Below are 23,281 nucleotides of genomic sequence, written 5' to 3' on the forward strand. Positions count from 1 at the left end.
CTACTCTTCGGTCGGCACCAGAATTTCGCGTTTCCCGGCATGGTTCGCAGGGCCGATGATGCCCTCTTTCTCCATGCGCTCGATCAGGGAGGCGGCACGGTTATAGCCGATGCCGAGACGACGTTGGACATAGGAGGTCGACGCCTTGCCGTCACGCAGCACGATGGCGACCGCCTGATCATAGGGGTCATCCGATTCGCCGAGGTTTCCGGTTCCAATAGGACCGCCGCCATCTTCGCCATCCTCGTCGTCGTCGACGGTGATCGCTTCGAGATATTGCGGTGACCCTTGTGTCTTGAGGTAAGCAACGATTTCTTCGACCTCATGGTCGGAGACAAAGGGGCCGTGGACGCGCTGGATGCGCCCGCCACCGGCCATGTAGAGCATGTCGCCCATGCCGAGTAGCTGTTCGGCCCCCTGTTCGCCGAGAATGGTCCGGCTGTCGATCTTCGACGTCACCTGGAAGGAAATACGGGTCGGGAAGTTGGCCTTGATCGTACCGGTGATGACGTCGACCGATGGGCGCTGGGTTGCCATGATCACGTGAATACCGGCTGCACGGGCCATCTGTGCAAGCCGCTGCACGGCGCCTTCGATGTCCTTGCCGGCCACCATCATCAGGTCGGCCATTTCGTCGATGATGACGACGATATAGGGCAGGGGCTGCAGGTCGAATTCTTCCGTCTCGTAGATCGCTTCGCCCGTCTGGCGGTCAAAGCCGGTCTGCACGGTGCGGGTCAGGACCTCGCCCTTTTCGAGCGCTTGGGCGACACGGGCGTTGAAGCCGTCGATGTTGCGAACGCCGATCTTCGACATCTTCTTGTAGCGCTCTTCCATCTCGCGGACGGTCCATTTGAGCGCAACCACGGCCTTCTTCGGATCCGTGACAACGGGAGAGAGAAGATGCGGGATGCCGTCATAGACGGAGAGTTCCAGCATCTTCGGATCGATCATGATCAGGCGGCACTGCTCCGGTGTCATCTTGTAGAGGAGCGACAGGATCATCGTGTTGATGGCGACCGACTTACCTGAACCGGTGGTGCCGGCGACGAGCAGATGCGGCATCTTGGCGAGATCGGCGATCACCGGTTCGCCGCCGATCGTCTTGCCGAGCGCCATGGCAAGCTTTGCCTTGTTGCCGTCGAAGTCGCGGGAGCCGATCAATTCACGCAGGTAAACGGTCTCGCGCGTCTGGTTGGGCAGTTCGATGCCGATCGCGTTGCGACCGGGGACCACGGCGACACGGGCGGCAATTGCGCTCATCGAACGTGCAATGTCGTCGGCAAGGCCGATGACGCGCGACGACTTGATGCCGGGTGCCGGCTCGAGCTCGTAGAGCGTGACGACCGGGCCTGGCCGGACATGGATGATCTCGCCCTTGACGCCGAAGTCGTCGAGAACACCCTCCAGCAGGCGGGCATTGTGCTCCAGTGCCTCGGCAGACAGCGTGGCGTCGCGTGTAATGGCGCGCGGCTCGGCCAAAAGATGGACGGACGGCAGCTGGAAACCTTCGGGACGCAGGAAGGATCCCTGCGCGTCGCGCTCCATGCGGGCGCCCGGCTTGGGCCGTGCTGCGGGTGCCGCAACGCGCGGCGAGGCTCCGGCAGCCTTTGCCGGCGCTGATCGCACGCCGTCGTCGGAAAGGATGCCGGCCGGCCGCGGCAGATCGTCGAGACCGAAATCGTCTTCGTCGTCATCGAAGTGTCCAGCCGACATGGGCGGCGGGGATACGATCGAGCGGCCGGTCGGGCGCAGAGGTGCGCCATCCAGGGAGGGTTCAACACGAGCATTGAGCGGTGGTGCCTTGGCGCGCACCGGCTCGTTGAGTGTCCCGAATTCGTCATCGTTGAAATCATAGGGCTGTTCGAAATCGCGCTCGCGACGATCGCTGGAGGTCAATCCGAACAGGCGTCGGACGCGGGCGCGCGTCGTGTACCAGTTGTGAGTTAGCGCACCCATGACAAGAGCGATCGGGCCTTCGCGTTCGTCGTCTTCCTCATCGTCTTCGAAGACGGGTGTCTTCGGCTTGGCGCGGACGAGCGGCGCGACCGGCTCCTCGTCATCCGCCGGCTCGACGGCCTTGCCGACGATGCCGGCCGCAAATAGCATCAGCCAGGTCGCCGGCAGGGCCAGTACCGCACCCAGGATCATGGCGAATGTCGACGTCGGATAGGCGCCGATGAAGAGTGCCGGAAAGCGCAGAATGAGATCGCCGAGCACGCCGCCTGTTCCACTCGGCAGGGGCCAGGTCTGCGGCGGCGGAAAACAGCCGACGGCGGCTGCCGCCACCAGGGCACCTGCAACCCAGGCACCGAGGCGGGCCGGGATGCGGGTCACTCGGCGTCCGCCGATGAGGGCGAAGGACCAGGCCATGACCGGCAGGAGCGCCAAAAGACTGCCGAGCCCGAAGAACTGCATCATCAGGTCGGCAAAGACTGCGCCGGACAGTCCGAGAATGTTCGTCGGCGGATTGTCCGTCGCATAGGAGAGGCTCGGATCCGAAACGTTCCAGGTGGCGAGCGCCGCAACTGCGAGCACGAGAAGAAGAAACAGACCAAAGCCGGTCAGTGCCAGGATCTGGCGCAGCAGGAAGGCTGACAACGCCGAGCGCGTCGAGTGCTCCGGAAGCGTTGCTGAATGGCTTCTGCTCATGGGGTCTCTGTCCGTCCTGTTGCCGGTGATCACATTGATCCCCGCCCAAGACGGAGATCGCCAGCTGCTAGACTACAGGATCGAGGGTTAATGCTGCATTAACCATGCGTGACAGGGAGCCGTCGTCAATTCCCGATAAAAAACGCCCGGGTGATGAGACCCGGGCGCTGCCGCATTTGAACCGCAAGGATCCGAGGGATCTTAGCTGTGGTAGGCAGCTTCGCCGTGCGAGGCGAGGTCGAGGCCTTCGCGTTCGGCTTCAACCGGCACACGCAGACCGACGATCAGATCGACCAGCTTGTAGAGGATGATCGAGCCAATGCCGCACCACAGAATGGTGACGACGACAGCATAGATCTGGGTCATGACCTGGCCGCCCATGGTAACGCCTTCAGCGTAGCCGATGCCGCCCAGCGAAGCCGATGCGAAGACGCCGGTTGCGATGGCACCAAAGAGGCCACCGATACCGTGAACGCCGAACACATCTGCGGTGTCGTCATAGCCGAACTTGTTCTTCACAACGGCGACGAAGAAGTAGCAGAGCGGCGATACCATGAGACCCATGACGATGGCGCCCATCGGGCCGGCGATGCCGGCTGCCGGGGTGATCGCAACGAGGCCGGAGATCATGCCGGAAGCTGCGCCGAGCATCGAAGCCTTGCCACGGGTGAAGGTTTCAACCAGGCACCAGGAGACGACAGCGGCTGCGGTTGCGATGAAGGTGTTGACGGTCGCCAGCATGGCGCCACCAGAGGCTTCGAGGTTGGAACCTGCGTTGAAGCCGAACCAGCCGACCCAGAGCATGGCTGCACCGACGAGCGTCAGCGTCATCGAATGCGGAGCCATCATGTCTTTGCCATAGCCCGTGCGCTTGCCCAGCATGATCGCACCGATCAGACCAGCCACGCCGGCATTGATGTGAACGACGGTGCCGCCAGCGAAGTCGAGTGCACCCCATCCGAAGATCAGGCCGTTGGCATCCCAGACCATGTGAGCGACCGGCAAGTAGACCACGGTGACCCAGAGCAGGCAGAAGAGCACAGCTGCGGAGAACTTGATGCGTTCCGCAAAGGCGCCGACGATGAGGGCCGGCGTGATGGCGGCGAACGTCATCTGGAACATGATGAAGATGTATTCCGGAATGACGGCATCAGAGAAGGTGGCTGCCGTGCTTTCCGGCGTGACGCCCGAGAGGAACAGCTTGGCGAAGCCGCCGAAATAGGCGTTTTCAGAGCCGCCAAATGCGAACGAGTAACCGTAGATCACCCAGGCGAGCATCACGGTCGAACCGATGACGGTGCACTGCATCAGAACCGAGAGCATGTTCTTGGCGCGAACCAGACCGCCATAGAACAGAGCCAGGCCCGGGATCAGCATGAACAGGACGAGGATGGTGCAGAGGAACATGAAGGCGGTGTCGCCCTTGTCCGGAACCGGAGCCGCAGCAACTGCTTCGGCTGCAGCAGGCGCTGCTTCCTGCGCGAAGGCGACAACCGGCGCCAGCACTGCTGCGGACGCGGCGCCAAGGCGCACGAGATTGGAATTCAGATTGGCAAATGACATCAGTAACAACTCCCCTTACAGCCGCTCTTACAGCGCTTCGGTATTGGTTTCGCCGGTGCGGATGCGCACGGCCTGATCGATCGAGTAGACAAAGATCTTCCCGTCGCCGATCTGGCCGGTCTTGGCGGACGAAGCGATGGCTTCGACGGCCTTGTCGGCAAGCTCGGACGAGACTGCGATCTCGATCTTCAGTTTCGGCAGAAAGCTGACGGCGTATTCGGTGCCGCGGTAGATTTCAGTGTGCCCCTTCTGGCGTCCATAGCCCTTGACCTCGGTCACGGTCAGGCCCTGGATCCCCACAGCCGTCAAGGCCTCGCGTACCTCGTCCAGCTTGAACGGCTTGATGATAGCCATCACAATCTTCATCTGGTTTCCCATCCTTTGCTTGTCCTCGGCTCGGAGCCGACTCTCCTTGCCGCCCGCAGCAACATTCGCGCAGCGACTGGTCAATGACATTCAAAAGGCGTGCCAGATTCAGAATTGCCTATAAGTTATTGAAATCTAAAGACTATGAAAAACGCAGCCAATAAACAGGCAAATGAATGCGCAATGGGCGCACATAAATTGTGCAGAATATCGCGATTGGCTTAAATCTAGTCATTTGCCCGTTTGCGGATCAACCCTTCCTGAGCCACCGAGGCAACCAGTCTTCCGTCACGTGTGAAGATGCTGCCGCGGGTCATGCCACGCGCGCCTGCCGCACTGGGGCTGTCCTGCGTGTAGAGCAGCCAGTCGTCCAGCCGGCACGGACGGTGGAACCACATGGCGTGGTCGAGGCTCGCGACCTGCAGTTCGGGGTCGAAGATTGAGGTGCCGTGCGCATAGAGCGAGGTGTCGAGCAGGGTCATGTCCGAGAGATAGGCAAGGATTGCCGCCTGATAGTGCCTGTCGTCGGGAACGAGGCCTGATGCGCGCACCCAGATATGGGCCTCCGGTTCCAGTTTCTCCCGGGACAGATAGTGGGTCAGCGATGTCGGGCGGATCTCGATCGGCCGTTCGCGGCCCCAGTATTTCTTCACCGTATCCGGTGCCTGGGCGAGGAAGGCGGCGCGAAACTCCGCTTCGCCCATCAGCTGTTCCGGTGCGGCGACGTTCGGGATCTTCACCTGGTGGTCAAAGCCCGGTTCCTCGATCTGGAAGGAGGCCGACATGGAAAAGATCGCCTTGCCATGCTGGATCGCGACAACGCGGCGGGTGGTGAAGGAAGAGCCGTCGCGGATGCGCTCGACCTGGTAGACGATCGGGATGGAGGGATCGCCTGGGCGCATGAAATAGGCATGGAGCGAATGGACGATGCGGTCGGGGTCGACGCAGCGCTGTGCCGCCATCAGGGCTTGTGCGATGACCAGGCCACCGAACACACGCTGCCAGCCGTTCTGCGGACTGCTGCCGCGAAACAGGTTTTCCTCCAGCTTTTCCAGATCGAGACGCTCGATCAGGTCTTGCATCGGTTTGGTCTGGCCTGATGGCTGCGACATATTGCATTGCTCCGCTTATAGGCACCCGTTCAAGGCTGATCTATATAGGTGTCATCAGGTCTACAAGAACAAAGGAATTTGCCATGCTGGATGTGCTCGTCGTCGGCGGTGGCTATGTCGGTCTTTCCGCTGCGGTCGCAATCAAGCAGGCGGCCCCGCATCTCGCCGTCGAGGTTGTCGAAGCGGCGCCCGAGGACGCGTGGAAGAAGGACCCGAGGGCCTCGGCGATCATTGCGGCTGCGACCAAGATGCTCGATGTTTTCGGGCTCTGGGACCAGATCGAGCCGGATGCGCAGCCGATCAACCGGATGATCGTGACAGATTCGAAAACGTCCGATCCCGTGCGCCCGGTCTTCCTGACCTTCGATGGTGCCGTCGAAGACGGTCAGCCCTTCGCGCACATGATTCCGAATGTCAGCATGGTCGCCGCGTTGCGCCAGGCCTGCGAGGAACGCGGTATAAGCATCCGGCATGGACTGCGGGCAACCGGCTTTCGCGATACCGGACCGAGTGCCGAACTGACGCTCTCGGATGGCAGCGTCGTTTCGTCACGCCTCGTCATTGCCTGCGATGGCGTGCGATCCAAGCTGCGCGATCTCGCCGGCATCAAGACCGTCACCTGGAAGTATGGCCAATCCGGCATCGTCACCACCGTGGAGCACGAGCGGCCGCATGACGGCGTGGCGGAGGAGCACTTCCTGCCGGCCGGTCCGTTTGCCATCCTGCCGCTGAAGGGTAACCGTTCGTCACTTGTCTGGACGGAGCGCACGGAAGATGCCGACAGGCTCGTCGCCTCCGACGACCTGCTGTTCGAGGCTGAGCTCGAGCGTCGCTTCGGCCACAAGCTCGGCACCATCCGTGCGACGCCGGACCGTCGGGCCTTCCCGCTCGGTCTGACCCTTGCCCGCGCCTTCATCGCGCCGCGTCTGGCGCTTGCCGGCGACGCGGCGCATGGCATCCATCCCATCTCCGGCCAGGGTCTCAATCTCGGCTTCAAGGACGTCGCGGCACTTGCGGAGACGATCGTCGAGGCCGACCGCCTGGGTCTCGATATCGGCTCGGTCAATGTGCTCGAGCGCTACCAGATCTGGCGGCGCTTCGACACGTTCCGCATGGGTGTCACAACGGATGTGTTGAACCGGCTGTTCTCGAACGATGTCACACCGATCCGGGTGCTGCGCGATTTCGGCCTTGGCGTCGTTGATCGTATCCCGGGCCTGAAGAACTATTTCATCCGCGAAGCTGCGGGCACATCCGGGCAAGCCGGGCCGCGCCTTCTAGGCGGCCAGAGCATCTGAGCGCTCATTTCCGGATCTGGTAAAGGGGCAGGCCCGCTCAGGCGGGCATCTCCAGCTTGCGGGCTTCCGAAACCAGCATGATCGGTATTCCGTCGCGGATGGGGTAGGCAAGACGCGCTTTCTCGGAGACGAGCTCGCTCTTCTCCCGGTCCCATTTCAGGGTGCCCTGCGTCAGAGGACAGACCAGAAGTTCGAGCATCTTCGGATCGATGAGGCTGGTCGGATTATCGGCCATGGGTCACTGCAACATGGTATCGGCATCACCGAAGGTCCGGGCGAGGACAATTTCGGTAATCGCAATCAGGGTCTCGGCACGCGTCTTGAGGTCGGGCGCCTCCAGAAGCGCCTGTTTTTCAGGCGGGCCAAACGGCGACATCATCGACAGGGAATTTACCAGCGTCAGGTTCGATGCCCGCTCGACGCTTTCCCAATCGGCTTCGAGCTTGTTCGCCTCCAGATAGGCCTTGAAGGCCGCCAGGAGGCCGGTACGGTTGACCTGTCCCTCGTCTTCCGCCGAACTCAGATCGGCGATGAAAGGTGCGATCTGGAAGCTGCGGAAGGGCTTGCTGGTCGTCACCTCGTCCATCAGCCGGAAACGGCACACCCCTGCCAGCGACACGATGTAGCGGCCATCGCCGGTTTCGTTGAAGGAGGTAATCCTGCCAAGGCAGCCGACGGGCGCCAGCTGTGGGCGCTCGGGCAGAATGTTGGCCTGGACCTCCGACATCGCCGGCTGAATCATGCCGATCAGTCGATTGCCGGAGAGTGCCGCATCCAGCATCGCGAGGTAACGCGGTTCAAAGACGTTGAGCGGCAGCTGACCACCCGGCAGCAGCAGCACACCGGAGATGGGGAAGACTGGGACCGTCTCGGGGAGGTCCGCAGCCGTCAGATATCGGGCATTTCCCACTTGCATCGAAGCACATCCTGTCCGGAAAATTCCGGCGTTCTTTCCTGCTTCTATCTGGGTCGCGCCGGCCAAAACTCAAGGCCGGCGGCGGCTCACGAAAAGAGGATCGACGAGAGTTTGCGCCGCGCCATGATGGTGGCCGGGTCTTTCGGCCCCCAGACCTCGAAGAATTGCAGCAGCTGTTTGCGCGCACCATCGTCCTCGAAGGTGCGGTCGCGCTTCATGATCAGCAGCAGATGTTCTGCGGCTTCCTCGCGGCGACCTTCGACATTGCGGATCTTGGCGAGCTTCAAGCGCGCCTCGTGATCGTCGGGGTTCAGCGACAGCGTGTGCTCCAGCGCCACGGGATCACCGAGCTTGCGTGCCTCGTCGATCTGATCCAGCCGCGTGAGAACGGCCTGGATTTCGGCGGCCTTGGCCAGATCTTCGGGCAACTGGCTGACCAGTTCACGGGCGCGCTGGTGCTGGTTGGCGCCGATCATGCATTCAGCGAGGCCGGCAATCGCCTTTGTGTTGTCGGGGTCGGCCTGGAGGATCGCGGCAAACAGCTGTGCGGCACCATCGATGTCTCCAGCTACAAGCAAGCCTGCGGCTTCTTCGAGCACGGCCGCGATCTCGGCTGCCTGATCGGCGCCGGCCGGACCTGCCACCTTGTCGATGAAGGCCTTCACCTGGCTCTCGGGCAGCGCGCCCATGAAGCCATCAGCCGGGCGCCCATTGACGAAGGCGACCACAGCGGGGATCGACTGGATGCCAAGCTGGCCGGCGACCGACGGATGGTCGTCGATGTTCATCTTGACGAGCTTGACGCGGCCACCAGCTTCGTTGACGGCCTTTTCGATGATGGGGGTCAACTGCTTGCACGGACCGCACCAGGGGGCCCAAAAATCGACGAGAACCGGCTGGTTGCGCGATTCGTCCATGACGTCGCGGGCGAAGTTCGCTGTCGTCGTGTCCTTGATCAGGTCACCTGCTGGGGGCGTGCCTTGAGGAGCGCCACCGAACTCCGCCTTGGCCGTCATGGTCTGGTTGCCGTAGCTGCCGTAAGGGTTGCCGTAGTCGCTCATTCTCGCATCTCCCGCCTGTTTCGCAGCCTTTGGGGAGGCTGCCGTCATTGCCGTTAAGATCGTATGTCAGCCCGAGACTTTCAAGACAAGCGGCGTGTGGCCGGTTGCCTCCATGAAGCGGATGAGGTCGTCCCGGCCGATCGAGGTCGTCGCGTCGTTGGAGAGCGGATGGCAATTGATGATGTCATGCTCCATCAGATCCTTGTCGAGCACGAAGGTGACATTCTTGTCCGTGTCGTTGATCGCACCGAAGGCCGTCACCGAGCCCGGAACGACGCCGAGATATTCCATCAGCTTTTCCGGCTTGCCGAAAGACACCTTGCTGGCGGCGCCGATGATCGTGTGCACCGTCTTCAGGTCCACCGATGCATTCTCCTCGACCGTCAGCAGGAAGAAGTTGTCCTTCTTGTCCTTGACGAACAGGTTCTTGGTATGGCCGCCGGGGATCTCATCGCGCAGCGAGACCGATTCAGCGACGGTGAAAACCGGCGGGTGGGTCTTCGTCTTGTGTGCGATCCCGAGTTCGTCGAGGAAACGAAAGAGGTCTTCGGCGGTTTTGGCTGTCGTCATGGCTGTTCTCACTCTGAATCGTCCGGGGCCTTGAGCTCCCACTATCGGATTTCCACCTCAGCAATAGGTCCAGGACCGACGTTTCGCAATCTTTCGTACGCCGCGAAAGCCCGGAAAAGCTGAGCTTTCTCAGGTCGTTGTGCCCTTGTCGAATTTTTTTCGCGCCGATCCGTCATTTCCCTGTTGCATTTGAAAATCGGTTGGGCCATATAGCGCCCGTCGCCGCAAGACGGACGGCCCACGATCCAGACACTACCCCAGGATCGAGGTTATGAGCGGGTGTAGCTCAGGGGTAGAGCACAACCTTGCCAAGGTTGGGGTCGAGCGTTCGAATCGCTTCACCCGCTCCATTCTTCCTTCGGACATTGATTGACGTCGTGGGATTGGTGGCGCCTTTGCGCCGTGGTCGCTGCAACGCGTTACCGGCCGCAGGTTGCCCCGCAGCCGGTTTTCTTCATTCAGGCTTTCGAGAAGACGTAATCCGTTTCCTGGCGCAGGACTTCGCCAGGTCGCAGTACCGCGTTCGGGAAATTCGTATGGTTGATCGCGTCCGGCCAGACCTGTGTTTCCATGCAGAAGCCGGCAAAAGCGCCGTAGCGCCGGCCGTCGAGGCCGGGAACAGCCGGCGATACCTTGCCGCCGGCATAGAACTGCACGCCAGGCTCGGTTGTCAGGATCTCCATGGTCACGCCTGAATTGACGCTGCGCGCCAGGGAGACACTGCGCTTGGCGACCCGGCTGCTCGAGAAGCAGAAATTATGGTCATAGCCGAGTTGCGCGCCATCGACTTCGAGGCGGATCGGGCGCATCTCACGGAAGTCGAAGGCAGTGTTCTCGACCGGCCTGATTTCTCCGGTGGGGATCAGCCGCTCGTCGACCGGCGTAAAGTGATCGGCCGCGATCATCAGATCATGGCCGAGGATGTCCGCACGGCCATCGAGATTGAAATAGGCGTGGTGGCAGACATTGGCGATCGTCGGCTTGTCGGTCACTGTTTCATAGAGGGCAGAGAAGGTGCCGCTGTCCTTCAGCGCAAAACTCGCACGGGTGCGCGTGGTCCCCGGATAGCCGGCGCGACCGTCCGGATCGGTCACCTCCATCACGACAAAATCGCCGCCATGATCGAGGATCGTCCAGTTCTGTCGGCCCATGCCATCAGAACCGCCATGCAGATGGGAGATCCCCTTCTCGTTGAGCTCGAGCTGATAGTCGACGCCATCCAGGGTGAAGCGCCCGCCGCCGATGCGGTTGGCGCAGCGTCCGGGTGTCGCGCCGAAATAGGGGGAATGGTCGAGATAGCCGGCGAGATCCTCGAAGCCGAGCACCAGTGGTGCATCGTGTCCCTCCAGACGCAGATCCTGCAGGACTGCACCAAAGCTGATGATCGATGCCGTAAGGCCCCCACCCTTCAGCACCACCTTCTCGACCGCCTCGCCCGTGGGCATCACGCCGAATATCGTCTTCGTCATCCTGTCGTTTCCTCGCCTGAATTCATCAAAGTCTTTTTTCTGTCGGTCATCGCGCCAATTCGCGGGCTGCCGCCTCCAGGCCGCCCAGCGTCAGCGGATACATCCGGTCGCCGATCAGCCGGCGAATCAGGCCGACGGACATCGTATAGTCCCAGTTCGCCTGCGGAAGCGGATTGATCCAGAGATGCCGGCGGAAATGATCGGTCAATCGCGCCAGCCAGGCCGCGCCGCTTTCCGTGTTCCAGTGCTCGACTGACCCGCCGGGATGGGTGACCTCGTAAGGGCTCATCGCGGCGTCGCCGACGAAGATCAGCCGGTAGTCGGAGCCGAAGGTTCTGATGACGTCGGATGTCGGGATGGTATCGGCGTGGCGGCGCTGATTGTCTTTCCAGACGCGCTCATAGGGGCAGTTGTGGAAGTAAAAATACTCCATATGCCGGAATTCCGAACGCGCAGCGGAAAACAGTTCCTCAACCTCGCGCACATGGTCGTCCATCGAGCCGCCGATATCGAAGAACATCAGCAACTTCACGGCATTGCGTCGCTCGGGTTGGGTCTTCACGTCGAGATAGCCGTGCTCTGCGGTCGAGCGAATGGTGCCGGAGAGATCCAGTTCTTCCGTAGCTCCCTCGCGCACAAAGCGGCGCAGCCGTCGAAGCGCGACCTTGATGTTGCGGGTGCCGAGTTCGACACGGTCGTCGAGATTGCGAAACTCGCGTTGGTCCCAGACCTTCACCGCGCGCCGATGCCGGCTTTCCTCCTGGCCGATGCGTACACCTTCCGGATTGTAGCCATAGGCACCGAAGGGCGAGGTGCCGGCCGTGCCGATCCACTTGTTGCCGCCCTGGTGGCGCTCCTTCTGCTCTGCCAGCCGTCTTTTAAGCGTTTCCATCAGCTTGTCGAAGCCGCCAAGCGCCTCGATCAGCTTCTTGTCCTCGTCGGAGAGGTGTTTTTCGGCGATCTTGCGCAGCCAGTCTTCGGGGATCGTCTGCCGATCGACGCCATCAGCCGCACCCTCACTCAGGATGCCACCGAAGATCTCGGAAAAAACCCGGTCGAAGCGATCAATGAAGCGCTCGTCCTTCACCAGGGTGGTGCGGGCGAGATAGTAGAAACCTTCCGGATCGAAGTCGACCAGACCTGACTGCAGGCCTTCGAGCAGCGCCAGGTATTCCCGCAGGGTCACGGGAACCTTCTCTTCTTTCAGACGCAGAAAAAACGGCAGGAACATCGGATGACAATGGCTCGGTTCATCGGCGGCGGCATCCTGTCATAGCGGACCCCGCCTGTCCTGGCAAAATCCGCTCCCGTCCCCCGTGTCGCTGTCAGCCTGCCAGATCCTTGCCGATCTCATTCAGATCGTATGGCGTCATCTGGTAGATCTCGTTGATCCAGTTGCCGAACAGAAGATGCGCGTGGCCGCGCCAGCGGTTGAGCGGCGTCAGCGTGTCGTCATTGTGCGGGAAATAATTGTGCGGCAGCTTGATCGGAATGCCGGCATTCTTGTCGCGGAAATACTCGTCGCCGAGCGAGGTCGAGTCATATTCGACATGGTTGAACATGTAGAGCCGTTTGGCCCGTTTCTCCTGCACCAGGCACACGCCCATCTCGTCGGATTCGAGCAGGATCTCCAGTTCCGGCACCTTCTCGATGTCTTGGCGACGGACTTCCGTCCAGCGCGAGACCGGCACCTGAAAATCATCAGAGAAGCCGTTCAGGTACACCGAAGAAGGCGCCAGGTTGCGGTGGCGATAGACGCCGAAGGCCTTCTCCTTCAGCGCATGTTTCGGCACCTTGTGGAAGTGGTAGATCGCTGCCATGCCGCCCCAGCAGACATTCATCGTCGAATGCACATTGGTCTCGGTCCAATCAAGGATCTCCTCCAATTCCGGCCAGTAGGTGACTTCCTCGAAGGGCAGGGTCTCGATCGGGGCGCCCGTAATGATGAAGCCATCGAACTTGCGATCCTTTACCTCGTCCCAGGTCTGGTAGAAGGAAAGAAGATGCTCTTCCGGCGTGTTCTTGGCCTTGTGGCCACCGACGCGCACCAGCGTCAGCTCCACCTGTAGCGGCGAGGCGCCGATCAGCCGGGCGAACTGCACCTCGGTCTTGATCTTGTTCGGCATGAGATTGAGCAGGCCGATCTGCAACGGGCGAATGTCCTGGCGAATGGCCATGGTTTCGGTCATGACCCGCACGCCCTCATGCACGAGGGTTTCAAAGGCGGGCAGCGTATCGGGGATCCTGATCGGCATCTTACTCTCGACTTTCCTTGTCACGGCGGTTTCAGACCGCGGAAACAAAAATACCGGCAGCTTTTATATCGCTACCGGTCCTTGGAAAGTCTTCAAACTCGCCTCGGCCCTTTAGCGACTTATTTTACGTGGCTGCAAGCCGGCCGGCCAAATCACCACGGAACACGAGGCCTTTTACGCCTGTCGGGGTTGCGAATCAATGGGGAAGGCGATGGAGGCGTTGGTGCCTCCCCATTGCGGCTTTGCCCCTCATCCGCCCTCGGGCACCTTCTCCCCGCAAGCGGGGAGAAGGCCGAGACATCAACCGCTTGCACCCCCTCTCCCCGCCTGCGGGGAGAGGGTAGGGTGAGGGGCGAAGCCACAAACTCGGCGCCAACCGCCAAAAAAGGGGGACGACTTTCAAAAATCCCACAACAAATTCAAACCCCCACATGTTTTTTCATCCCCGCCCATTTCCACCCTCGTAGACTCATCCCCGTCCCGCCCTCGGATACACCTGACGATGCGATGTCAGGCGAGGCGGGGCCGGCGCCGGGGAGGAGAGTTGTCGCAGATCCAAATCCCCGGCCCGCTGCAACGGTCTCCCTCCGGACGAGGGGGTGGAAGTGACGGTGGACAGCCGGATGCTGGACGCCTGAAACCCCCGATCGGAAGGACGTGCCTCAGAGGCACACAGACAAGGCGCCAATGCTGTCGCGAACATCCAGACAGCGGGGCGAATAAAACGGCGGGGATAAGCGCCAGGCTGCAAATGGCGAGACGATCATCCCCCGGGCGAGGGTCCCGGTCGGAATGGTGCACCATCCGGCGGGAACCTCCCGGGCCACCGGCCAGGCTGAAGCGCCACCTCACGGTGATGCCGCAGCCGGACCCGCGCCCGGTCAATCTTCGGTCCTCGGGTCAAGCCCGAGGATGACGAGGACCGTCGCCGCCTTGCCAGAGAGACGCATGCAGCGGGAATAGACGCCGAACGAGGCGCCAGAAGGAGCCACATAAACTACTTAGACAGGTTGCTTCTGGCGCCTCGTCCGAGACAAATTTCAGACCACCCGGAGGGAGCGATCCCGACCGGCGGCGAAGCTTGGGGTTTTTGACAGCAATAGATTTCCCCTCACCCTGAGGCGCCCGACCTTGTCGGGCCTCGAAGGGCCAGGCCACCACCTCAGCATACGCCCGAGCTGAAGCCGCCGCGCCCGCCTCTCCCCCCTTGTGGGAGAGGTTGCAAAATCGAAGGCTTAGGTGAGCGCAAGCCACCTAAACTTCAGATTTTGCTGGTGAGGGGATCGGTGCTGCGGGCACGCCGAACGGACCCCCTCTCTTGCGATTTCAGATGTTTAGGCGACTTTCGCTCGCCTAATTCATCGAAATCGCTTTCTCCCCCGCCAAGGGGGAGATGGGCCTCACCAGCGGATCACTGCTCGCCGAGCTTCATCGACGGATCGTATTCCTTGCCATGCACCGTCTTCACCACGGCCTGACCACAATACAGCTTGTTCTCGGCGGCGTTGAAGGTGTGGCTTGGCGAGCCGTGCAGTTCCCAGCCCTTATTCAGCGCGTCGGTGACGCGGTGGCAGAAGCTCGAATCATCCGGGCCGGTGAGAAAACGATAGACTTTCATGGCTTGTCCTTTCTGGCAGTGATCAGGGCGAGCTTGGCGAGAAGGCGGGCGGCCTCCTCGGCATGCAGTCGTTCGATCATTCGCCCATCGATGTTGATAACGTTGAGGCCCGCATGGGCCGGGTCGGAGAAGGCGTCGGCGACTAGACGCGCCTCGGCAATCGCTGCATCCGAGGGGCCGAAATGGCGATTGGCGGGTTCGATCTGCGCCGGATGGATCAGCATCTTGCCGTCGAAGCCCATGGCCCTGCCCTGGGCGCATTCGTCGGAGAAGGCCTCGAGGTCGCGAAAATCGTTCGACACGCTGTCGATGACGTCGAGCCCATAGGCCCGGGCGGCAAGTAAGACCTGCATCAGATAGGGCACCAGATAGGTGCGTCCGGGGGCTGCCGGAATGCCGGTCGCCTTGCGCAGGTCGTTCAGCCCAACGACGAAGGCGTCGAGCCGGCTGTCGCTGGTGCGCCCCGAAGAGGCAATCGCTGCCGCGTTGAGCACACCGCGCGGCGTTTCGATCATGGCCCAGATCCTGAGACCTTCCGCCGCATCCTGCTCGCCGATCAGGTCCGCCACGTCCTGCACCGTGACCGGTTCCTCGACCTTAGGCAGCAGCACGGCGTCGGGCAGGCACTGCAAGACGAGCCTCATGTCTTCGCGGAAATGCGGTGTGTCGGAGGCATTGATCCTGACGATGCGCTCGCGATGGCCGAGATCGGAATTTTCCAGGAACTCCAGAAGCTTGTGCCGGGCGTCGGCCTTCCGGTCTTCGGCCACGGAATCCTCGAGATCGAAGATGACGGTATCGCAATCAAGGCCCGTCACCTTCTCCAGGGCGCGGTCGTTGATCGCGGGCACCGTCAGCACGGATCGGCGCAGGCGGGACGGGTGGTGGAAGCGAAAGGAGGAGGCCTCTGATGTCATGGCCGAGTTCTGGCAAGCTTTGCCCGCCCACGCAAGATGACAATTGGGTGAAAGGGCCTTGCAAAGCCTTGGATTAAGGACCACCTTGGTAACTGCGAAAGGACAAGATCATGCAGAACATCCGCTCCGCCGCCTATGCCCTTGTTGGCCTCGCTTTTGTCGGCCTTGCCGCCGCCTTTGCGGTGTCGCTCACTCTGGTGATTGGCGCACTCCTGACCGTGACGCTCGGCGCCCGCATGCTGATGGGCAAGACGAAGCGCGCTCCGGCCTATGTGAAAGCCAAGCGTCGCGATGACGTGCGCGTCTGGAACGACGGCAAGGGTACGATCATCGATCTTTGATCTGGCCGAAGGTCGCTCCATCATCTCACCTGTCCATCGGGTGAGATGTCGCTATCGCTTGGAAAACGGCGATAGAGCCTCCTCAAGATTCTCCTTCAATTTTCTGCGGTTTTGCTCTAGGAGCGAGGCATCAAACGCGCATTAGCCAGATCGAAGGCAGACTGATGGACAAGTTCGTAAAGCTCACCGGTGTCGCGGCACCGCTTCCGGTCGTCAATGTCGACACGGACATGATCATCCCCAAGGATTACCTGAAGACCATCAAGCGCACCGGTCTCGGCACCGGCCTGTTCGCCGAAGCGCGCTACAAGGAAGACGGTTCGGAGAACGCGGATTTCGTTCTCAACAAGCCGGCCTATCGCAACGCGCAGATCCTCGTTGCCGGCGATAACTTCGGTTGCGGCTCCTCGCGCGAGCATGCCCCGTGGGCGCTTCTCGACTTCGGCATCCGTTGCGTGATCTCCACGTCCTTCGCCGACATCTTCTACAACAACTGTTTCAAGAACGGCATTCTGCCGATCGTCGTCAGCCAGTCCGATCTGGACAAGCTGATGGATGATGCCTCGCGCGGTTCCAACGCCGTGCTGACCGTCGACCTGGAAGCCCAGGAGATCACGGGTCCGGATGGCGGCAAGATCGCCTTCGAGATCGACGCCTTCAAGCGCCACTGCCTGCTGAATGGCCTCGACGATATCGGCCTGACACTTGAGAAGGCAACGAGCATCTCGACCTTCGAGCAGTCCAACGCCGCCCAGCGCCCCTGGGCGTGAGCGTCGCTCAAGCGCTGAATTGATGAAGCCGGGCTCGCGCCCGGCTTTTTCTTTGGCCTTAGAAGAAACGGGCCCGCCAGGCTTCGAGCGCTGCGAGCGATACGCCGATCCCGCCACAGACTTCGATGAGCGGTGCCTTGAATTGCTGCAGCCGCTCGGCATGCACATCGGCGACGGCCAGTGCCGCACCGCAGGCAGGCTCGACAAGGATCCGCTGGGCATCGGCGAATTTCAGGCAGGCGGCGACAGCCTCGGCGTCGGTCACCGTGACGCTTTCAATCGGATGCGTTTCGAGAAGCTCGAAGACATGTTGCGCGACCTGGCGCGCGCCGAGCGAATTGGCAATCGAGGTGATGGCCGGCAGCGTCACACGTTCCCCGGCGAGAACGGCAGCGTTCAGGGAAGCGGCACCTTCCGTCTCGACCGCAATGACGGGGATGTCGCGCAGCCCGTTGCGCCGCAGCCCTTCGACGATGCCTGCGAGCAGCCCCCCACCGCCGACGCTCGTCACCACGCAATCGAATTCCGCACCTGATTTGACCACTTCGTCGATGAGCGTTGCGTGGCCTTCCCACAGCAGCGGATGATCATAAGGATGGACGTAGGCGGCCTTGCGTGCCGCCGCGAGCGCCACCGCATGGGCATTCGCCTCGTCGAAGACGGACCCGTGGACCATGACCTTGGCACCTGTCGCGGCAATTCGCGTGCGAACCTCGGCGGACGTGGTTTCCGGCACGACGATCGTCACCGGGACGCCGAGCGCCTTGCCGGCAACGGCGGCGGCAATGCCTGCATTGCCGCCAGAGGCGCAGAAGATTTCCTTCGCCCCCTTGGCGACCTCGTGCTGGCAGAGCAGTCCCACCCCACGCAGCTTGAAGCTGCCGGAAGGTTGCAAGGCATCGAGCTTCAGCCAGAGAGGCAAGCCGCTCGCGCTGTAGTCGGCGGCCGTGCGGAGGAGTGGCGTTTCGATATGAAGGGGAGAAAGCGGCATGGGGCACTCGGGGATGCTGGAGGGATGCAGATCTTTTGGACCTCGGAAACAACCGGGTCAACCGGGAAGCCCCTGCTTGGAATGGCCGGAACCGTACCGTTTCCGCCCTATCTCGCTTGAAATGACCCTGACCCGCGCGTAAGACACCGCGACTTCTTTTTCGAGTGGAGGGTTTCCATGACGGCTCGCAATCTTCTTCTTCTCCCCGGCGACGGCATCGGCCCCGAGGCCATGGCCGAAGTTCGAAAGATCATCGCCTATATGAACGAGGCGCAGGGCGCCGGCTTCGTCACCGACGAAGGTCTTGTCGGCGGTTGCGCCTACGACGCGCATGGAGCAGCGATCTCGGAAGAAGACATGTCCAAGGCGCTTGCCGCCGACGCCGTTCTCTTCGGTGCCGTCGGCGGTCCGAAGTGGGATGATGTGCCCTATGACGTGCGCCCGGAAGCCGGCCTCTTGCGCCTGCGCAAGGATCTCGAGCTCTTCGCCAATCTGCGTCCGGCGATTTGCTATCCCGCGCTTGCCAATGCCTCGTCGCTGAAGCCGGAGCTGGTCGAGGGTCTCGACATCCTGATCGTTCGCGAACTGACCGGTGGCGTCTATTTCGGCGAGCCGAAGACCATTACCGATCTCGGTAACGGCCAGAAGCGCGCCGTCGATACGCAGGTCTATGACACCTACGAGATCGAGCGTATCTCCGCCGTCGCCTTCGAACTGGCCCGCACCCGCAACAATGCCGTTTGCTCGATGGAAAAGCGCAACGTCATGAAGTCGGGCGTGTTGTGGAACCAGGTCGTGACGGCGACGCACAAGGAGAAGTTCTCCGATGTGAAGCTCGACCACATGCTGGCCGATGCCGGCGGCATGCAGCTTGTGCGTGCGCCGAAGCAGTTCGACGTCATCGTCACCGACAACCTGTTCGGCGACATGCTTTCCGACGTGGCTGCCATGCTGACCGGTTCGCTGGGCATGCTGCCGTCCGCTTCGCTCGGCGCTCCGGACGCCAAGACTGGCAAGCGCAAGGCGCTTTACGAGCCCGTTCACGGCTCGGCACCGGACATCGCCGGCAAAGGCATCGCCAACCCGATCGCGATGATCGCATCGTTTGCCATGTGCCTGCGCTACTCCTTCAACATGGTCACGGAAGCCGATCGCCTTGAGAAGGCAATTGCCAATGTGCTGGACAAGGGCATCCGCACCGGCGACATCATGGCCGACGGTTGCCGCCAGGTCGGCACTGTTGAGATGGGTGATGCGATCCTGGAGGAGTTCAAGGCGCTTTCCGCCTGAACTAACTTCTGAGTTCTGATCTGACGGCGCGGGGCAACCCGCGCCGTTTTGCGTTTCCCTGTCGCCGCGCCCAGCTCGGCCCTCTTTCTCTCACTTCACCGTGATCATCCCTGTTCGACAGAAGGTCGCACCCAATGCGGAAATCCGATGTCGTACGCGGCCCGTAATAGTGGTCAGACAAGCAGATGAGAGTGATGCAACCACCGCCCTGTTCGACATTGTTGGAACCTGACCGAGACTGAACCGTTCAGCAAACAATGCCGGCAAATAGGCCTGCGAGAGGCCAGCGGTCCCGAGAGACCATGGAGATGTTCGATGAAAGCCACATCCGCTGACAGACACATCATAAAGTATGCCATGTCACAGCCCTATCTGGAGCGCGAGGAAGAGCTCGACCTCGCGATCCGCTGGAAGGAAAATGACGATCAGGGGGCGCGAAACCGCATCGCCCAGGCGCATATGCGTCTGGTCATTGCCATGGCTTCCAAGTTCCGTGGTTTCGGTCTGCCGCTTAACGATCTGATCCAGGAAGGCTATATCGGCCTTCTCGAAGCGGCTGCCCGCTTCGACCCAGGTCGCGAAGTGCGCTTCTCGACCTATGCCGGCTGGTGGATCCGGGCCTCGATGCAGGACTATATCCTGCGCAACTGGTCGATCGTCCGCGGTGGCACCAGCTCCAGTCAGAAAGCGCTGTTCTTCAACCTGCGTCGCCTGCGCGCCAAGCTCGCTCAGGGCGACAATCGCCTCTCCGACCAGGCGATACACCAGGAAATCGCTTCGGCGCTCGGCGTCAGCCTCGCCGACGTTCAGTCAATGGATGCACGCCTCTCCGGCAACGACGCCTCGCTGCAGACCCCTGTAGCTGGTCGCAATGGCGAAGGTACCGAACAGCTTGAGATGCTGGAGAGCAATGAGGCGCTGCCGGACGAGCAGGTGACGTCCATCATCGATGGCGAACGCTGGAATGGCTGGCTGAAGGATGCAATGAACCGCCTCAACGAGCGTGAAAGCCGGATCATCAAGGCGCGGCGCCTCACGGAAGATGGCGCAACGCTGGAAGAACTCGGCGCCGAGCTCGGGATTTCCAAGGAACGTGTCCGCCAGATCGAAACGCGGGCCTTGGAAAAACTGAAAGTCGCCCTCACGGATAAGGCGCCGAGTGCAGCTCGCCTTGAAATGGCAATGTGAGCGGCAATCACAGATAACAATGAAAAGGCCGGCGGAGATGCCGGCTTTTTCATGCTAACTTCAATGCCTGACGGGCCTGATCAAGGAAGAGGCGCTGGGCGCGCCCTATCTCAGAATGACAGCGTTTGAAGAGAGTATGCCGCGGGTTTCATCACCAGCAGTTTGATTGACGCACAAGGTCGCCCGGGTGGCGACTTCGACTGCATACCCCCTCTGACGGGCGGCAAGGGCGGTCTTTGCGACACAATATCGGAAATCCAGCCCGACAATTCGAAGCTTACCCACGTCGAGCCTTTCCAGAAGCTCGTCCAGCTCGCCCGTCTCGAATGCGTCCTGAACTCTCTTGACAAGGACGTGTTCGGCAAGCCCTTCAAAGGGCTTCGCGATCTGGGTTCCGGGCGTTCCCTCAATTGCTTGGCCTCTCATCGTCAGTCGCGCGATGATCTTTGTCGAAGGGATGGACCACTCCTGACGCACCGCGATGATCGGCAGTTTTTCGGCCTTCGCCTTCGCCACTTCGGCGAGGATGGCTGACATCGCATCCGCCTTTGCTGCGTCCTCATAGGGACCTTCTTCCCAGAACACGGACTGCAGATCGATCAGGAGCAGAGCCGTCCTGGGACGGCTGCCAATAGGCATGCCGGGACTGACGGCACCGATCTTTCTGACGCCATTCGCAAGCCAAACAAGCCCGGAAAGGGCGGCTATGGTAAGGATCTGGCCTATCACTTCGCTTGCTCCTCCCCGTCGGTCTTCAGCTTCTCAAGTAGAATCCTCACCACCTGAAGTGCCGTCTCGATATCACTCGCATCAATCTCGGCGCCGAGCTGTTCCACCAGCCGTTTTTCACGCATCACGACGTCTTCGATCAGGCTCTGGCCCTTGGGGGTAAGCGCAATCATCGTGGATCGCTTGTGACGCGGGTTGGTGCGGCCGACTGTGAGGCCTGCCGCAAGCGTTTCGTTGACCATCAGCTGGACATACTGTCGTTTGATCTCAAGCTTTATCGCGAGTTCGGGTACGCTGGCGCTCCCATGGGCGTGAAGTATCTCAAGTACTGCCCGCATGCGAACGGTCAGCCCGGTGCCGTCCAACCCTCTCTCGACACGCGCCTCCGCGGCCTGCATGAGCGGACGCGACAACCAGATGAGGCGATAAAGCTGTTCAGATTTTCTCATGACAATTACAATGTCATAATGACATTCATGTTGTCAATTCCGGGAGCCATCAAACTGATAGGCGAGCTTGTTCCCGCACGCAGGCTTTCACCAACGGAGCATATGGCATTCGCCGCCTTCAGATATCCGCGGTCTTCCCGTGGATTCGTCTGGGAGGGCCAGGGCGCGACCTTGTCACTCCGAGATGATCTTGACGCGCATGCCTGGGGTGACCGTCGAGGTCGGGCCGAGCGCGTTGATCAGCCGGAAGAGTTCGAGCTTGCGATCCGTGCCCATCATACGTGCCGACAAGGTTCCGACCGAGTCGTTGGAACCGACCGTTACCACGCGGACGCGGAGCGGCTTCAGTGAGGCTGCTTCCTGTGGCGTGATCCGGCGGAAGGAGGCGCGCAGCTGGGCTGCCGTTGTTTCCAGAGCCGGGCTGCCCTTGGGCACTGCCGTCAGGAAACGGAAGATCTGCGGCCCGATCCGGATGACGGTGATATCGAAATCCCAGCGATCGGCGGAGGCGCGGGCGGTTGCCGCTTCCAACCCGTTGACGGTTATGGTGCGGATCGTATCCGGCAGGAGACCGGTTACCCAGCCGCTTGAGATATAGTTCGGCAGGCTGATCTTCTGACTGTCGGCCACGCCGTCAAAACGGATGGCCACATCGCCAGGTCCGGTGGCGAGGACGGCCTCGACCTTGTTGTCGATCTGGAAGCCCTGGGGCACGTCAAAGCGAATTCCGAGTTGCCCATGCAGGAAGGTCTGGCCACGGACGAAGCCTTCCTGGGGGCTGTCGCCATAGAGCAGGCCGTCAATGCCGTTCAGGTAATAGTCGCGGCCGGTTTCGCCATGGCTGCCTTCCGGACCAAAGGCACGTGCATGGCGTTTTGCCAGCTCGACACGCTGCGGCGCGTTCGGATGGCTCGAGAGGAAGTCCAGACTCTGGTCGGCATCGGGATCGACCGAGCTGAACTGGCTGTAGCGGGCCATGGAATCGAGGAAACGGGCGGCGGCATAGGGATCATAGCCGGCTTCACCCAGCGTGCGCACGCCGATGACGTCGGCCTGCAGCTCCTGCTGGCGCGAGAAGGCGGCAAGGCGCAGCTTGCCGCGGGCCAGCGCCTGCTTGCCGGCGAGATCGCTCGACAGAACCTCGGCGACGACGCGGCTCGCAATCACTTCCGCCTCTTCGCGACGCTGGCGTTCGATGCCGTGGTTCGCGGTCACATGCGCCATTTCATGGCTGAGAACGGCTGCCACTTCCGAGGCGTCATTAGCGAGCGCCAGGAGGCCGCGTGTCACGTAGAGATAGCCGCCCGGCAGCGCAAAGGCGTTGATCGCCGGCGAGTTCAGGATGGTGATGCGATAGGACTGGTTCGGGTTTTCCGAAACCGCCGTCAGGGCACCGGCGATGCGGGCGACGAGGCGTTCTGTCTTGGCGTCGGAGTATTCGCCGCCATAGGATGCGACGATGCGCGGGTGTTCACGGGCACCCATCTGGGCGCGCGGATCGCCTTTCTGCACTTCGTCGACGATCTGTGGATTGCTGGAAGGCGCAACGGACGGCTCGTAGGCCTGCTCGAACAGCGACTGGCAGGAGGATAGGACGAGGCCCGCCGAGACGATCACGGCGACACTCGACGCAAACCTGAAAGGCCGGCGCCGCAGATTCGTCTCTGCAGCTATCGCGCTGTTCCGGCTTAAAAACTGCATCCTGCCCCTTCACCCTGTTCCCGAA

Annotated in this window: 22 protein-coding genes, 1 tRNA gene and 1 riboswitch; of the genes, 6 read left to right on the forward strand and 17 right to left on the reverse strand. The window is 61.4% G+C overall.

Annotated elements, in window-relative coordinates; genetic code table 11:
- The 4 genes from SJY08_RS19480 to tesB form a co-directional block, all read right to left on the reverse strand.
- Positions 1-2,652, reverse strand: coding sequence for a DNA translocase FtsK 4TM domain-containing protein (locus SJY08_RS19480; RefSeq protein WP_377277692.1), 2,652 nt, complete (start codon positions 2,650-2,652; stop codon positions 1-3).
- A 201-nt stretch (positions 2,653-2,853) separates the two neighbouring features.
- On the reverse strand, positions 2,854-4,215 hold the full coding sequence (locus SJY08_RS19485; protein WP_069042778.1) for an ammonium transporter: 1,362 nt from the start codon (positions 4,213-4,215) through the stop codon (positions 2,854-2,856).
- Between the two features lie 27 nt (positions 4,216-4,242).
- Positions 4,243-4,593, reverse strand: a complete 351-nt coding sequence (locus SJY08_RS19490; RefSeq protein ID WP_040299273.1) for a P-II family nitrogen regulator — start codon at positions 4,591-4,593, stop codon at positions 4,243-4,245.
- A gap of 215 nt (positions 4,594-4,808) precedes the next feature.
- Positions 4,809-5,693 (reverse strand): acyl-CoA thioesterase II, encoded by an 885-nt coding sequence (tesB, locus tag SJY08_RS19495; protein WP_300890238.1) that lies wholly within the window; start codon positions 5,691-5,693, stop codon positions 4,809-4,811.
- Between tesB and SJY08_RS19500 the strand changes: the two genes are divergently transcribed.
- Positions 5,681-6,991 carry a ubiquinone biosynthesis hydroxylase gene (locus tag SJY08_RS19500; RefSeq protein WP_377277695.1) on the forward strand — a complete coding sequence of 437 codons (1,311 nt, stop codon included), beginning with the start codon at positions 5,681-5,683 and terminating at the stop codon, positions 6,989-6,991. The two genes, tesB and SJY08_RS19500, sit on opposite strands and share 13 nt — an antisense overlap.
- Before the next feature lie 37 nt (positions 6,992-7,028).
- Here the strand turns inward: SJY08_RS19500 and SJY08_RS19505 are convergent, their stop codons facing one another.
- From SJY08_RS19505 to SJY08_RS19520, 4 genes are all read right to left on the reverse strand, one after another.
- On the reverse strand, positions 7,029-7,226 hold the full coding sequence (locus SJY08_RS19505; RefSeq protein WP_054149805.1) for a Trm112 family protein: 198 nt from the start codon (positions 7,224-7,226) through the stop codon (positions 7,029-7,031).
- A 3-nt stretch (positions 7,227-7,229) separates the two neighbouring features.
- Positions 7,230-7,907 carry an LON peptidase substrate-binding domain-containing protein gene (locus SJY08_RS19510; protein ID WP_377277697.1) on the reverse strand — a complete coding sequence of 226 codons (678 nt, stop codon included), beginning with the start codon at positions 7,905-7,907 and terminating at the stop codon, positions 7,230-7,232.
- Positions 7,908-7,993: 86 nt separating this feature from the next.
- The gene (trxA, locus tag SJY08_RS19515; protein WP_054149807.1) at positions 7,994-8,968 is read right to left on the reverse strand and encodes a thioredoxin; all 975 of its coding nucleotides are present in this window, start codon (positions 8,966-8,968) and stop codon (positions 7,994-7,996) included.
- Positions 8,969-9,034: 66 nt separating this feature from the next.
- The gene (locus tag SJY08_RS19520; RefSeq protein WP_054149808.1) at positions 9,035-9,538 is read right to left on the reverse strand and encodes a prolyl-tRNA synthetase associated domain-containing protein; all 504 of its coding nucleotides are present in this window, start codon (positions 9,536-9,538) and stop codon (positions 9,035-9,037) included.
- 275 nt (positions 9,539-9,813) lie between these two features.
- Between SJY08_RS19520 and SJY08_RS19525 the strand changes: the two genes are divergently transcribed.
- Positions 9,814-9,888: transfer RNA gene (locus SJY08_RS19525), tRNA-Gly, on the forward strand.
- A gap of 108 nt (positions 9,889-9,996) precedes the next feature.
- Here the strand turns inward: SJY08_RS19525 and SJY08_RS19530 are convergent.
- The 5 genes from SJY08_RS19530 to SJY08_RS19550 form a co-directional block, all read right to left on the reverse strand.
- The gene (locus tag SJY08_RS19530) at positions 9,997-11,007 is read right to left on the reverse strand and encodes an aldose epimerase family protein (protein ID WP_377277700.1); all 1,011 of its coding nucleotides are present in this window, start codon (positions 11,005-11,007) and stop codon (positions 9,997-9,999) included.
- 46 nt (positions 11,008-11,053) lie between these two features.
- Positions 11,054-12,238 carry a VWA domain-containing protein gene (locus SJY08_RS19535; protein WP_377277702.1) on the reverse strand — a complete coding sequence of 395 codons (1,185 nt, stop codon included), beginning with the start codon at positions 12,236-12,238 and terminating at the stop codon, positions 11,054-11,056.
- 94 nt (positions 12,239-12,332) lie between these two features.
- Entirely contained in the window at positions 12,333-13,262 is a 930-nt protein-coding gene (gene metA / locus SJY08_RS19540; RefSeq protein WP_377277704.1) for a homoserine O-succinyltransferase, read from the reverse strand.
- A gap of 91 nt (positions 13,263-13,353) precedes the next feature.
- Positions 13,354-13,431, reverse strand: a riboswitch (SAM riboswitch).
- A gap of 1,242 nt (positions 13,432-14,673) precedes the next feature.
- Entirely contained in the window at positions 14,674-14,880 is a 207-nt protein-coding gene (locus SJY08_RS19545) for a DUF1737 domain-containing protein (RefSeq protein ID WP_069042784.1), read from the reverse strand.
- Positions 14,877-15,797, reverse strand: coding sequence for an HpcH/HpaI aldolase/citrate lyase family protein (locus SJY08_RS19550; RefSeq protein WP_377277706.1), 921 nt, complete (start codon positions 15,795-15,797; stop codon positions 14,877-14,879). Before SJY08_RS19550 ends, SJY08_RS19545 begins: the two co-directional genes overlap by 4 nt.
- Before the next feature lie 110 nt (positions 15,798-15,907).
- Between SJY08_RS19550 and SJY08_RS19555 the strand changes: the two genes are divergently transcribed.
- Together SJY08_RS19555 and leuD are read left to right on the forward strand one after the other, a co-directional pair.
- The gene (locus SJY08_RS19555) at positions 15,908-16,138 is read left to right on the forward strand and encodes a hypothetical protein (protein ID WP_054151356.1); all 231 of its coding nucleotides are present in this window, start codon (positions 15,908-15,910) and stop codon (positions 16,136-16,138) included.
- 164 nt (positions 16,139-16,302) lie between these two features.
- On the forward strand, positions 16,303-16,908 hold the full coding sequence (leuD, locus tag SJY08_RS19560) for a 3-isopropylmalate dehydratase small subunit (RefSeq protein WP_377277709.1): 606 nt from the start codon (positions 16,303-16,305) through the stop codon (positions 16,906-16,908).
- Between the two features lie 58 nt (positions 16,909-16,966).
- Here the strand turns inward: leuD and SJY08_RS19565 are convergent, their stop codons facing one another.
- On the reverse strand, positions 16,967-17,899 hold the full coding sequence (locus tag SJY08_RS19565; RefSeq protein WP_377277711.1) for a pyridoxal-phosphate dependent enzyme: 933 nt from the start codon (positions 17,897-17,899) through the stop codon (positions 16,967-16,969).
- A 177-nt stretch (positions 17,900-18,076) separates the two neighbouring features.
- On the opposite strand from SJY08_RS19565, the gene leuB reads away from it, so the two are divergent.
- Positions 18,077-19,189, forward strand: a complete 1,113-nt coding sequence (gene leuB, locus SJY08_RS19570) for a 3-isopropylmalate dehydrogenase (protein WP_153763265.1) — start codon at positions 18,077-18,079, stop codon at positions 19,187-19,189.
- Positions 19,190-19,504: 315 nt separating this feature from the next.
- The gene (locus tag SJY08_RS19575; RefSeq protein ID WP_054151352.1) at positions 19,505-20,377 is read left to right on the forward strand and encodes an RNA polymerase factor sigma-32; all 873 of its coding nucleotides are present in this window, start codon (positions 19,505-19,507) and stop codon (positions 20,375-20,377) included.
- Positions 20,378-20,482: 105 nt separating this feature from the next.
- Here the strand turns inward: SJY08_RS19575 and SJY08_RS19580 are convergent, their stop codons facing one another.
- The 3 genes from SJY08_RS19580 to SJY08_RS19590 form a co-directional block, all read right to left on the reverse strand.
- Positions 20,483-21,106 carry a cysteine hydrolase family protein gene (locus SJY08_RS19580; RefSeq protein ID WP_377277714.1) on the reverse strand — a complete coding sequence of 208 codons (624 nt, stop codon included), beginning with the start codon at positions 21,104-21,106 and terminating at the stop codon, positions 20,483-20,485.
- Positions 21,103-21,555, reverse strand: coding sequence for a MarR family winged helix-turn-helix transcriptional regulator (locus SJY08_RS19585; RefSeq protein ID WP_069042789.1), 453 nt, complete (start codon positions 21,553-21,555; stop codon positions 21,103-21,105). Before SJY08_RS19585 ends, SJY08_RS19580 begins: the two co-directional genes overlap by 4 nt.
- 174 nt (positions 21,556-21,729) lie before the next feature.
- Positions 21,730-23,256, reverse strand: a complete 1,527-nt coding sequence (locus tag SJY08_RS19590) for a M48 family metalloprotease (protein WP_069042790.1) — start codon at positions 23,254-23,256, stop codon at positions 21,730-21,732.
- Positions 23,257-23,281 lie beyond the last annotated feature (25 nt).

Origin of the sequence: Rhizobium sp. R86522, from assembly GCF_042466255.1 — a bacterium.
GTDB lineage: Bacteria > Pseudomonadota > Alphaproteobacteria > Rhizobiales > Rhizobiaceae > Allorhizobium.